Origin of the sequence: Flavivirga rizhaonensis, from assembly GCF_004791695.1 — a bacterium.
Lineage (GTDB): Bacteria > Bacteroidota > Bacteroidia > Flavobacteriales > Flavobacteriaceae > Flavivirga > Flavivirga rizhaonensis.
In genome coordinates this window covers 358,643-371,390 of the sequence record NZ_SRSO01000001.1, presented here as the reverse complement: position 1 = coordinate 371,390, position 12,748 = coordinate 358,643, and the positions used below count along the sequence as shown (strand labels likewise).

Below are 12,748 nucleotides of genomic sequence, written 5' to 3'. Positions count from 1 at the left end.
AAAATATAAAATGTATTTTATATTGAAGATACCTAACGAAGCTTAACGAAATACTATTTTCAATAATGTCTTCGACTCTAGCCTGTCTTGAGCGAAGTCGAAAGGCTCAGACTGACATTGTAACCTTAACTTAATGACATTAAACGCTAAAGTCTCAAAGGATTGAAGATAAATACAGAAAAAACTACAAGTAAAAGCATTATATAGAATTCAATTTAGACTAAAACCAACTCTTTAAATACTACTCAATATCTTTCAGTTAAAAAATCGTAATTCATAATTCGTAATTCGTAATTCGTTAGTATTTTAGCAACATGATTTCAGTAGTAATTCTAGGTTCAGGGAATGTTGCAACACATTTATTTAAGGCTTTTAAAAAAGCGGAAAATATTAATATAAATCACTGGTATAGTAGACGTATAGACGCTATATCTTCTTATAAAAATGATGTAGAAACCATAGATGACTTATCATTAATCAATGATGCCGATGTTTATGTTTTGGCTGTAAGTGATGATGCTATTGCTGGGCTTTCGTCTCAACTTCCTTTTGAAAACAAATTAGTATTGCATACATCTGGAAGTGTAAGTGTGTATGATATTGATAAAAAACATAAACGAGGTGTATTCTACCCGTTGCAAACATTTAGTAAAGAAGCTCAAATAGATTTTGAAAATGTTCCGATTTGCATTGAAACTATTGATAAAAAAAGTTACCCTACTATAAAAAGTCTAGCTTTAGCTATTAGTAACGTTGTGAAAAAGGTTAATAGCGACCAACGCAAAGTATTGCATTTGGCTGCTGTTTTTGTGAATAACTTCACCAATCAACTATATAGGATAGGACACGAAATAACTGAAAGTCAAGGTGCCGAATTCGATCTTTTAAAACCGCTTATTCTTGAAACTGCTAAAAAAGTACAGGATTTATCGCCTTTTAAAGCGCAAACGGGACCTGCAAAACGCGATGATAAAAAAACAATTCGTAAGCATTTAAAGCTTTTAGAAGATCAACATCATAAAGACATATACCAACTATTAACCAACTCTATACAACGCACACATGGAAGAAAAAAATTATAAAGAATACTTAGAGCATATTACAACCTTTATATTTGATGTAGATGGTGTTTTAACAGATGGTACTGTTACTGTAACATCTTCTGGTGACATGTTACGAAAAATGAACATAAAAGATGGTTATGCGTTAAAAACGGCTGTCGATATGGGTTATAATGTTTGTATTATTTCTGGTGGTTCTAACGAAGGGGTTCGAGTTCGTTTAAAAGGATTAGGGATTTCTAATATTTATTTAGGCGCTCATAACAAAATTGAACAGCTAGACACTTATCTTAATGGTAATAATATTAAATCTGAAAATGTGCTTTACATGGGGGATGATATTCCTGATTTCCCAGTCATGAAACGCATTGGTTTACCTTGTTGTCCGCAAGATGCTGTTCCAGAGATAAAAAATATTTCCAAATACATTTCACATAAAAAAGGTGGTGAAGGTGCTGTACGCGATGTTATTGAACAAGTACTAAAGGTACAGGAAAAATGGCATGGTAATTTTGGGGCTAAGTATGATTAGATGTTAGATGTTAGATGTTAGATGTTAGATGTTAGATGTTAGATGTTAGATGTTAGATGTTAGATGTTAGATGTTAGATGTTAGATGTTAGATGTTAGATGTTAGATGTTAGATGTTAGATGTTAGAAAAATAAATATTCTAAAATTTGTGATAGTATTTTTAATTAAACTTTTGAGTTTATAAATCTTAAAAAGGATAATAGTTTGCTCGCAAAAATATCAATACTCAAAAACTCCATGTAATGGCAAGAAACAAAAGGAGACACAGTACTGGTTTCGGTTATATTGGATTTGGCAACAATCAGAATGTTTTCAATCAATATGCTAACAAGCCTTTTTCTTCTCTTAAAGAAAAATTAAATAGTGAGACGCATTTACATTATCAGCTAAATTTTTCGAATAAAAAATTAACTAAATCAGAAAAAGAAGTAATAAAAAACAAGATTAGAAAGGCTGAAAAAATTAGAATGAGAAAAATAATTTTTATATTCGTTTTCGTATTTATTTTAATTCTTTTCGTCATTAAATTACTAATTGACAGTTTCATGTCAAACTTATAAATCAAAAGTATATTCTCATATTGAACTTCCTAAACCTCATCCGCTGGAAAAACTTACTTATGATTGCCCTTGTGCAATTACTGATTAAATATGCTTTCCTGGAACCATTTGGAGCACAAACAAGCTTAACGTCTATAGGAATCATACTTCTAATTCTTGCAACTATATCCATTGCTGCCGCTGGAAACATTATCAATGATATTTATGATGTTGATACGGATTTAGTAAATAAACCCAATAAGTTAATTATTGGTAAATCTATTTCAGAAAAAACAGCCTATAATTTATTTATTGCGTTTAATGTTATTGGAGTTGGTTTAGGGTTTTATGTATCACATCTGGTTGGCAAAAGTCCCTTCTTTTCTATTTTTGTAATTATTTCGGCATTGCTTTATGTATATGCTACTTACCTGAAACGCACCCTTTTAATAGGCAATATTATTATTTCTGTACTCGTAGCTCTAAGCGTCATTATTGTTGGTGTGTTTGAATTGCTTCCTCCCATAACACCTCAAAATCAGCAAATTCAATTAGCTTTTTTTAAAGTTATTTTCAATTATGCTGTATTCGCTTTTATTATCAATTTACTTAGAGAAATAGCCAAAGATATTGAGGATATTGATGGCGACCATAAAGCAGGTATGAATACATTACCCATTGCTATTGGAAGAGAACGTGCCACTAAAGTCCTTTTTGTTTTGTCGCTTGTTCCGCTTTTTATTATCACCTTATATACAATTAACGAACTTTATAAGAACCAAATAGCCGTTTTATATGCTATATTACTTATAATTGGCCCATTACTCTACATAAGTATTAAGACTTTTAGCGCTACAACAAAAAAAGATCATCATCATATTAGTAACATCCTTAAATTAGTGATGCTTTTCGGAATGCTTTCCTTACTTTTATACAAGTATATCTTTTTACACAATGCTTAACGACAAACTTAAAAATCATCGTATTATCTTAGCTTCTGGTTCTCCCAGAAGACAAGAGTTTTTTAAAGATTTAGGTTTAGATTTTGATATTATTTTAAAACCAGTAAAAGAGGAATATCCACCTCGCTTAACGCATTTTGAAATCAGTAACTATCTTGCTCAGTTAAAAGCGCTTCCTTTTAAGGAAGCATTAAAAGATAATGATATTCTCATTACCAGCGATACCATTGTTTGGCATAATAACATAGCTTTAGGAAAACCCAGGGATCAAGATGAGGCTTTTAGCATAATAAAATCTTTAAGTAATAACACTCATGAAGTCATTACATCGGTTTGTTTTACCACTAAAACTTATGAAAAAACGTTACACGCTATTACTAAAGTAACTTTTAAAGATTTAACCGATGATGAGATTACATACTACATAAGCACCTGCAAACCTTTCGATAAAGCAGGTGCCTATGGTATTCAAGAATGGATAGGGCAAATAGGTGTTACCAAATTAGAAGGTTCCTATTTTAACGTTATGGGGCTACCCACGCATCTTGTTTATAAAACGTTAAATGATATTGTAATGTATCTTAAGTTATAACTAGTTACAAGTATTCCCAGTCATAATAGTTACATCTGGGTTATCTGCATCATTATTAATACATTCATATCTGGCAGCTCCGGTGGGTTCTGTTATAGTATTATTTAAAACAGAAAAAGATGTATTTGTACCAAACGTACGAATACCATCACTTTCGTTAGGTTTAATAGTATTGGCAGACACTTCAACATCAGATACATCTCCAACACCTATACCGCCATTCACCTCATTGTTTTTAAAAGTAATACCTCTAGCATTAGAAATAGTCACATTCTTAGTACTCAAAAACTTATTGCCATCGAGTACAATTTTATAATCTTTGTGTTCCTCTTCAATATTCAAATTAGCTAAATAAGCATTGAAATTACCAGATGTTGTCACTTCATTTCCCTTGATTTCTATATCATTACTATGCGTGTTTGTTGCCTGTATCCCATTTCCTGATACATTAATGGTATTATTATGAATTCGGGCTTTGAAGGCTTTGCTTATCTGAATACCTGCACCACAATCTTTTATAACATTATCATGCACAAAAGCCTCATTGGAACCAACAACAACTCCAAGACTATAACCTTCTATAGTATTGCCAGCAACCTCATTATCGAATACAGTAACACCACTTCCTGCTGCAAAAATAGCCCAACTATCCGTAGCAGTTCCTGTTGCCTCAAACCTGTTATTAATCACTTTGCTCTCAGAAACCAATGAATAAACAACTCTGGTACCTATGTCATTATTTTCTACTGTTAAGTTTTGTCCGATAGTCAACGTCACGAAACCTCCTCTACTTCCTGTTTCAGTATTTCCTTTAATGAGTACATCAAAAACACGTTGTCTTTCCTTAAGTACACCATTCTCATCTCGGTATCGGTCTGGTTCAATATTAATGGCATAACCTACTTCCCCTCCACTGGAGTTAGGAGAAGGCAAACCTGTATCAGTAAATGTATTATTTTCAATGAGTACATCACGACCATCTGTAAGTGCTATAGCCATTCTTCTGGACTTTAAGAATTCACAATTTTTAATAACAACACCTGTTGTAGGCTCATAGTTAGGATTAAAAGAGAATCCTGTAGAGTAAATAGTTATGGAACCTACCGAACCTTCTACAAACTTAATACCATCTAAAGTCACATTTTTTCCCGAATGGATATGAAACAGGTGACTACCTTCCTGACCATCATCCACAGAATATTGACGCTCTTCTCTATCACCGTGTAAAACACCTCCTGTTATTGTTACATTAGATTCATGTCTAACTGCCAGTAAGGCCGCCCCTTCTCTACTTACTCCTAGTTGAGCAGGGAATACGCGTAAATGCGTATTATCTGTCATTACTAAATTAAAATCTGAAGGAATATTTACAGCTTCTTGTGATGGATACCAGTTTGCATTAGTGGTTGTACTAGTAACTTTAGTAACCTCAAAATAAGCGTCAAGTTTATCTATGTTAAACGTTGTGGCTCCCAACGATTTCGTAAAAAACATGACATCTTCTAAATTGCTATTATTCTTTAAAGCGATATCAGAATTTGTTTCACCTTCAACAATATTCCATCTTACGGCATAAAATTTAAATGTAGGGTCTATTAATGTAACACCCCCTTCTAGTTTCAATTTAGAACTAAGGAGTCTACCATCAATCTTACCACCGCTTGAGAAATTTAACTTTCCATTTATAATGTCACCACCTCCAAATTCAACAATAACATTTTCAGGTAAAGTAACTGTTTTATCTTTAAGATCTAAAACACAATCTATTTTTATTGTAGAATTAGCCGTAACATTAGATAAATCGAACTCGCAAGGTGTGGTAATTACGTTTGGAGGAACATCTTCATTGATGTCGTTTACAGAATCATCTTTGCTACATGATATAGCCATACAACTCATAAATATGAGTAAGTAATAAAGTAAGTTTTTCATTTGGGGTCTTCTGTTTGTTATACGAGGTTATTAACGTATCAAGTATGAATTAATTATAAAAAAGTAGGTCTTCATAACTTAAATACTGATTAGTTTTTGTGAAAGATAATTCATATTACCATACTAACAAATATTTACATTATCTATGTCCTTCTAAAAGAATAACATTATAAAAAAACACTCGACGAACTACACACTTTTACCTTGTTTACAAAACGTTAAATGGCATGGTTAACACATGATTAGTTTGTAACTTTATCATATTAAATATCCTTACCATGATACAATCACTCAAAAAAATCATTAAAGTAGAGATCGCTTTTTACGTAATCGTTGCAATTTTAAGCATACTTACTTCGTGCAAAAAGGATAAGCCATCAAAAGATTTAGCTCTTAACACAACTACCAACATTCTGTTAAATAATAATTCAGAAGAAACAAAGCAATTATCTCAAGAATTTAAAAATTATTGGTATGCGAGCGAAGCGGAAATATCATCATATAAATTAGAGCAAGCACGGTATGGTGAAATAAGAAACGGACAAGCTGTTTTAATATACGTCACTGAAGATTTCTTACCAGATGTTCAAGTAAAGGCAGATAGACAGAATGCAAACAATGTTCCTGTTTTAAAATTAAATGCTACTAAAAATTTTAATACGGGCATATATCCTTATTCTATAATGCAGAGCACCTTCTACCCTGTTTCTAATAATAAGCATGCCATAAAAATATCTAGTTCTATGCAAGAATGGTGTGGACATGTATACTCTCAACTTAATAATAAAAAGCAATTTGAGGTGATGTCGCATTCCTATTTTGAAGGAGAAGCTGATAAAAGTTTTAACTTGGATAAAGCTATTTTAGAAAATGAATTATGGACACAATTACGTATCGACCCTAAGTCGCTTCCCACTGGAGATTTGGAAATCATACCTTCTTTTGAATATAGCAGGTTAAGACATGTTCCGATAAAGGCATACAAAGCCACGGCTATCTTAGGAGATGGCACTTACACCTTAAGCTACCCTGACTTAAATAGAACATTAATTATTAATTTTAACCCTGATTTTCCTTTTGGTATACAAGGTTGGGAAGAAACATTTAAAAGCGGTTTCGGTTCTAAAGCTAAAGCGCTAACGACTAAAGCAACAAAATTAAAAACTATCAAATCAGCTTACTGGGGAAAGAACCATAATAAAGATGAAATTTTAAGGAAAGAGCTTCAATTGAAATAGTTGTTTTATCTTTGAGAGATATTTAAAACTGTTAAAATGTTAGACTATTTCTCTCTACACCAAGATAAAATTATAAATACTGTTATTGTATTTGCAGTATTTTTTATTCTTCAGCTTATTACAGGGTTAATAGTTCGTGCTATTGGAAAATCAAAAAAAATACTAGTAAGTCGCGCAAAAATAGTGGCACGCTATTTTTCGGTGAGTCTTTTCCTTATCACATTACTTATCATTGCTTTTATTTTTGGAATTGAAGTTGAAGATTTAGTCGTTATTTTTTCATCTGTTTTTGCCATTATAGGGCTTGCTTTATTTGCCAGTTGGTCTATATTGAGTAATGTCACATCAGGTATTATTCTGTTTTTCTCTTTTCCATATAAAATTGGTGATAAAATTAAAATTCATGATAAAGAATTTGAAATAGTCGCTATTATTGAAGACATAAGATCCTTTCAAATTCATTTAAGAAGAGATAATGGTGATTTAGTAACTTATCCTAACAGCTTGCTCCTACAAAAAGCTGTAACTATAATAGAAAAAGATGCTTTCGATAAATAAAAGTTGAAAAACATATGCTTTTAACCCAAAGTGATCAAGATTTAGTAGCCTGTTCAAATAATTTAATGTTTTAAAAAACAGTAATTCTTATTGAAAAAGAGGGTTTAAATAAAGGCGCGATACTATTTAAATATTCCATATATTTAAATAGATTTTATTCCAAATGGCAAAAAATACTAATTACAAGAAAAAAACCGGACAAGCTCCGGGTACTCTTATATATACAGGTGAAAAAGAATCTCAGGATCTTTTTATTGAAGCATTCGATTATAATAAAGAGCAATACACCGAAAACCATTTATCTGATGTTGAAGACGGTTTTAAATTTAAATCTACAAACTCAACTACTTGGATTAATCTAAATGGTTTAAGACATGTAAAAGAGATTGAAAAATTAGGAATACATTATAAATTACATCCGCTAGTACTTGAAGATATTGTAAACATTTCTCAGCGCCCCAAAATTGATGAATACTCAGATTATTTATTTGTTGTACTTAAAATGCTATACTATGATAAAGAAGATAACATCGTTTCTGAACAAGTTAGCTTTGTTTTGGGTAAAAACTATGTCTTGTCTTTTCAAGAATCAGAAGGAGATGTCTTTGATACTGTAAGAAATCGAATTAGAAATGCAAAGGGACGCATACGTAACATGGAATCCGATTATTTATTATACGTTTTAATTGACGCCGTAGTAGATTATTATTTTAATATCATTGAAGTTTTAGGAGACAAAATTGAAGATTTTGAAACTGAAATATTTTCAGGTAACACCAATGAAGATGTCAGTAAAAATATTCAAGAGTTAAAACGTGAAATTTTAAGAATTCGCCGTGCTATTTTTCCGCTTCGAGAAGTCCTTAACAGAATTGAAAAGAATGAAAGTGAACTCATTCAACCAAAGACCATTACTTATTTTAGAGATGTCTATGATCATTTAATTCAAGTATCTGAAAATATGGACATTTACCGAGAGATGACCTGGAGTTTAATGGATATGTATATGACCACCATTAGTAACAAAATGAATGAGGTGATGAAAGTATTAACCATAATGGCTTCTATTTTTATCCCACTTACTTTTATTGCTGGCATATACGGAATGAATTTCGATAATATCCCAGAGTTACATTACAAATACTCTTACTTTATTTTATGGGGTGTTATGCTCGTTCTCTTTGTTGGTATGCTTATATATTTTAAACGTAAAAAGTGGCTTTAGTTTTAAATAATGAATGGCTCTAGCTTAATACAAGAAATTGATATCAATTTTAATTTACACGTTTGTAAGAGTAATGAAATAACCCAGGGGATAACAGTGCATAACAATGAAAATTCTAAATTTCATTTTTTATTTGAAATCCAAATACTAAAAATAAAATATGCCTTAACTCATCTCCAATTAGCTTACGTAATATGGTATAAGCTTTAGTAATCTGCACCTCTACAGTTTTTATAGAAACATTCATATACTCCACAATTTCTATATTAGTAAGTCCTTCTTTTTTACTTAGTATAACGGGAGCGCAGTCGAAACCTACTTTAAACATCTAGATTTTTATGCTCTTTCGACTGCGCTCAAGGCGACATGTAACACTATTAGTGAGGTTATCGTTAGAAAAATGCTTGCGTTAGAAACTCACGTTAATATAAATGTTTCTTTACATCTTACAGGTAGTTTTTCTATCCCTTCATATATAATAGCAATTTTACGTTTTAAAATGTCATTATAATCTTCAGTAATCGTTTCATTTACCCCTTCTAAATAAGCTTCTTCTAATTTTGAAAGGGCTCTTTTTTATGGTAATGACTTACAAACTCATTATAAGTGGTTTTATATAAAAAGTTTTTTATAGAATAAGTAGTATTTAAACGCTTGTGGTATTTCCAAACGGTTAGAAAAACATTTTGAACAATGTCTTGCGCATCAGCATGATCTTTTGTGAGACTTAATGCATAAATAAAAAGTTTCTTATGGTATTTGGTAGCTAAATAAACGTAAACAGCTTCATTACCCTTCTTTAGGTGTTTTATAAAAGCATCTACTTTAAAAAGCCTAGAAGGGAACGATTTAAAACTTTCAAGAATTAAAGGGAAATATATTTTTGTAGACTTTTGGGCAAGTTGGTGTAGGCCTTGTAGAGCATCCTTTCCGCATTTAAAAGAACTAGATAAAAAATTGAAGGCATTATTTGGTTATTGATTTTCACCAAATAGATGTAATAAAGTTTCAGCGTTTTAAGTTAGTTAAGAAGGAGATACAACATTATTATGTATCTCTCTTTTTATTTACCAACCTCCTGAAGCACCGACTCCGACTCCGAATCCAACACCGCAACCGTAGGTAACAAACTTACCTAAGTATGTAAAAGCCCTTACAAACGTTTTTTAGAAGAAAAATTACGTGAACATTCTGATTTTAAAGGTGTTGAGATTAGTGTGTATATCCGAAAAAAATAACATTTCATTAGGAATCATTTATATTTTTTTTAAGAAAAACCATATCATGCTACAGTACTTTCGTTATAGTAAACAGTTATTATATTTTCCAATAAATTATTATGAATGAATAAAATCTACTTTTCCTTAATATGCTTATGCTCATTACTTTCTTTTTCTCAATCTAAGAAATTTCAAATTTCAGGTACTTTAATTTCTGAAGACGAAAAAACACCTTTAGAAGCGGCAACTATTCATGTTGAAAGAATTAAAGATAGTACTTTAATTACGTACTCTATTTCAGATAAAAATGGAAAATTCAAGCTAGAAGATAAAACTTATAGTGCTTCAGTAAACTTATTTATATCGTATGTTGGATATGAAACATTTAAGAAAAAAATTGACTTAAATAATCCAAATATTAATTTAGGAGAAATAGTTCTTAAAACAGACACTAATGCTTTAGACGAAGTTTTAATAACAGTAGCGCCAATAACTATTAAAAAAGATACACTTGAGTTTAATGTAAGTTCATTTAAAACCAAAAAAGATGCTAACGTTGAAGACTTATTAAAAAAACTTCCAGGTGTAGAGGTCGATACTGAAGGTAAAATAACAGTTAATGGAAAGGAGGTAAACAAGGTTTTAGTAAATGGAAAAACTTTTTTTGGAGATGACCCCACCATTACAACAAGAAATTTAAAAAAAGAGATAATTAAAAAAGTTCAAATTACTGATACCAAAACTAAAACCCAAGCATTTACTGGTGAAGAAGGAAGTCAATTAAATAAAACCATAAATTTTACAATAAAAGATGATGATAATAAAGGCGTTTTTGGGTCAGTAGCTGTAGGAGCTGGTACCGATAATAGATATGAGTTTTCGGGGATGTTAAACTCCTTTAATAAAGAAAGACAAATAAGTGTTTTAGGAGGAGGAAACAATATTAATTCTCCAGGATTTAGCTTTGGAGGCTTACAAAATTTTAGTAACATACAAATAGGTGGAAGCCGTGGTATTGTAACATCAAAAAATGCAGGAGTTAATTTTAGCAATTCTATAGGCAAGTATATGGATGTGTCTGGAGATTATTTTTATTCTGAAAGTAATACAGATAATAAAACTATTACAGAGAGAGAAAACATTTTACCAGATTCTAGGTTTTTTTCTAACTCGGAATCAATCTCATTAAATGATAATAATAATCATGATGTTAACCTTGATTTTGAAATAAAAATAGATTCAACATTATTTATTAATGTGGCACCATCATTTAGTTCTTCTGAAACATTGAGTAATTCATCAACAGATGAAAAATCACTTGATGAACAAAATATTTTAACTAATACATCTAATGCCTTAACACTAAATAATGCTACAAATAAATCATTTAATAATAGATTTGGTATTACTAAACGTTTTGGTTCACAAGGCGCTTTTTTAAAATTTAATATGTCTAACGCTATAAGTTCTAATAAATCTGACAGAACCCTTAACTCTGAAACTTATTTTTATGAGGTTGACCAAATTAATATGGAAAACACAATTAGAGATAGTATTATAAGAAATCAAAAAGGAGATGGAAATTTAAAAACAGATAATTTAGGACTGGGATTAACTTATAGGTTTCCAATAAAGGGTAAGGAGTTGTTTTTAGATGTGTCTTATAATTATAATAGGAATACTCAAAAAAATAAAAGAAATACTTTTGATTTTGATGAAGACCAACAAGATTACAATAATTTTATAAATGAAGATTTAAGTTCAGATTTTAAATATGTAAATACTACCAGTACTCCTGGTATTGCCCTTACTTATAAAAAAGAAAAATTTATCACTACATTAAGATCTAGCTATATACTAAGAACCTTAGAAAATACAGATAAATTAAGAACTCAGCTAAGTGATAAGCAAGATTTTGAAGCATTAGAATTGGGTGCTAATCTTAATTATCGTTTTAGTGAAACATCGTCGGCAAGGCTTCAGTATAACTTGAATAATAATTCTCCACAGCTCTCACAATTACAAACCTTTGAAGATGTTACTAATCCTTTAAATATTACTGTAGGTAACCCAGAGTTAGAACCAGCAAACAATCATTCGTTTAATCTAAGTATTCATGATTTTAATTTTCAAAAGAAGTCAGGTTTGTTTGTTTATTTTGATGCCAGATTTATAAATAATCAAATTGTTAGTAAAACGAGTATTGATGAAGATTTAATAAGGAGAACTAGTTATGCCAATATAAATGGTAATTATAATTTAAGTAATTATATAGGTTTAAATAAATCTATAAAAATAGATAGTACTAAAGCTTTTAAATATGGTTTAAACTTAAGAACTAGTTTGAATAAGACAATTAATTTTAATAATGATGTTAAATATGCATCTAGTAATTTCTCATTAAACCCTAGAATACAAACTACCTTTTCTTGGAATAACGTATTAGAATTCACACCTAATTATGGGTTAGCTTATAACAAAACAAGTTTTGATATTGATACTTTTCAAAATCAAGAATTTTTAACACACTCTGTAGGTTTAAGAACCTCTACTTTAACATTAAAAAGAATTGATTGGAGAAATGACATTAGTTATAATTATAATCCAAATGTAGCTTCTGGATTTCAAAAAAGTTCTTGGTTTTGGAATTCAACCGTTTCTTATTCGATGTTTGAAGAACGGGCTACTTTAACTTTAAAAGTATATGATTTACTTAATCAAAACACAAATGCCAGAAGAATAGCAAGTGTAGACTATATTCAAGATTCTCAAAGCAATATTTTAAAGCGTTATTTTATGTTGAATTTTAGTTGGGAATTAAACAAAATGGGAGGAAAAAGAGGAAGTATGGGTAGGCGTAGAGTTATCAGGCATTTTACAGGTTGATAG

Annotated in this window: 13 protein-coding genes and 1 pseudogene; 11 read left to right on the top strand and 3 right to left on the bottom strand. The window is 30.5% G+C overall.

The annotated features are described in order from the left end of the window. The first annotated feature begins 314 nt into the window (after positions 1 to 314). The 5 genes from EM932_RS01405 (at position 315) to EM932_RS01385 (ending at position 3,686) form a co-directional block, all read left to right on the top strand. Entirely contained in the window at positions 315 to 1,082 is a 768-nt protein-coding gene (locus tag EM932_RS01405) for a Rossmann-like and DUF2520 domain-containing protein (RefSeq protein WP_135874708.1), read from the top strand. Then, positions 1,063 to 1,593 carry a KdsC family phosphatase gene (locus EM932_RS01400; RefSeq protein ID WP_135874706.1) on the top strand — a complete coding sequence of 177 codons (531 nt, stop codon included), beginning with the start codon at positions 1,063 to 1,065 and terminating at the stop codon, positions 1,591 to 1,593. The genes EM932_RS01405 and EM932_RS01400 overlap by 20 nt, the downstream gene beginning before the upstream one ends. A 242-nt stretch (positions 1,594 to 1,835) precedes the next feature. Continuing rightward, the gene (locus EM932_RS01395) at positions 1,836 to 2,153 is read left to right on the top strand and encodes a hypothetical protein (RefSeq protein ID WP_135874704.1); all 318 of its coding nucleotides are present in this window, start codon (positions 1,836 to 1,838) and stop codon (positions 2,151 to 2,153) included. 20 nt (positions 2,154 to 2,173) lie between these two features. Then, complete coding sequence (locus EM932_RS01390) at positions 2,174 to 3,094, top strand: geranylgeranylglycerol-phosphate geranylgeranyltransferase (RefSeq protein ID WP_135874702.1); 921 nt, start codon at positions 2,174 to 2,176, stop codon at positions 3,092 to 3,094. Beyond that, positions 3,087 to 3,686, top strand: coding sequence for a Maf-like protein (locus EM932_RS01385; RefSeq protein ID WP_135874700.1), 600 nt, complete (start codon positions 3,087 to 3,089; stop codon positions 3,684 to 3,686). Before EM932_RS01390 ends, EM932_RS01385 begins: the two co-directional genes overlap by 8 nt. Here EM932_RS01385 and EM932_RS01380 read toward each other — a convergent pair whose 3' ends face one another. Next, positions 3,687 to 5,618 (bottom strand): right-handed parallel beta-helix repeat-containing protein, encoded by a 1,932-nt coding sequence (locus EM932_RS01380; protein WP_135874698.1) that lies wholly within the window; start codon positions 5,616 to 5,618, stop codon positions 3,687 to 3,689. Positions 5,619 to 5,896: 278 nt separating this feature from the next. Between EM932_RS01380 and EM932_RS01375 the strand changes: the two genes are divergently transcribed. The 3 genes from EM932_RS01375 to corA all read left to right on the top strand — a co-directional run bounded on the left by EM932_RS01375 (position 5,897) and on the right by corA (position 8,639). After that, positions 5,897 to 6,856 carry a septum formation inhibitor Maf gene (locus EM932_RS01375; protein ID WP_135874696.1) on the top strand — a complete coding sequence of 320 codons (960 nt, stop codon included), beginning with the start codon at positions 5,897 to 5,899 and terminating at the stop codon, positions 6,854 to 6,856. A gap of 36 nt (positions 6,857 to 6,892) precedes the next feature. Continuing rightward, positions 6,893 to 7,414, top strand: a complete 522-nt coding sequence (locus tag EM932_RS01370; RefSeq protein WP_135874694.1) for a mechanosensitive ion channel domain-containing protein — start codon at positions 6,893 to 6,895, stop codon at positions 7,412 to 7,414. Between the two features lie 163 nt (positions 7,415 to 7,577). Beyond that, a complete protein-coding gene (gene corA, locus EM932_RS01365) occupies positions 7,578 to 8,639 on the top strand; it encodes a magnesium/cobalt transporter CorA (RefSeq protein WP_135874692.1) in 1,062 nt (353 codons plus the stop codon). A gap of 115 nt (positions 8,640 to 8,754) precedes the next feature. Here the strand turns inward: corA and EM932_RS21030 are convergent, their stop codons facing one another. After that, complete coding sequence (locus EM932_RS21030) at positions 8,755 to 8,967, bottom strand: sigma-70 family RNA polymerase sigma factor (protein WP_211344243.1); 213 nt, start codon at positions 8,965 to 8,967, stop codon at positions 8,755 to 8,757. Between the two features lie 226 nt (positions 8,968 to 9,193). Continuing rightward, complete coding sequence (locus EM932_RS21390) at positions 9,194 to 9,451, bottom strand: RNA polymerase sigma factor (protein ID WP_369074040.1); 258 nt, start codon at positions 9,449 to 9,451, stop codon at positions 9,194 to 9,196. Between EM932_RS21390 and EM932_RS21280 the strand changes: the two genes are divergently transcribed. The 3 genes and pseudogenes from EM932_RS21280 (at position 9,450) to EM932_RS01345 (ending at position 12,745) form a co-directional block, all read left to right on the top strand. Further along, positions 9,450 to 9,620, top strand: coding sequence for a TlpA family protein disulfide reductase (locus EM932_RS21280; protein ID WP_135874886.1), 171 nt, complete (start codon positions 9,450 to 9,452; stop codon positions 9,618 to 9,620). The genes EM932_RS21390 and EM932_RS21280 overlap by 2 nt on opposite strands. 203 nt (positions 9,621 to 9,823) lie before the next feature. Continuing rightward, positions 9,824 to 9,877, top strand: a pseudogene (locus tag EM932_RS21450) (hypothetical protein); the annotation flags it as partial. A gap of 105 nt (positions 9,878 to 9,982) precedes the next feature. Further along, the gene (locus EM932_RS01345) at positions 9,983 to 12,745 is read left to right on the top strand and encodes an outer membrane beta-barrel protein (protein WP_135874690.1); all 2,763 of its coding nucleotides are present in this window, start codon (positions 9,983 to 9,985) and stop codon (positions 12,743 to 12,745) included. Positions 12,746 to 12,748 lie beyond the last annotated feature (3 nt).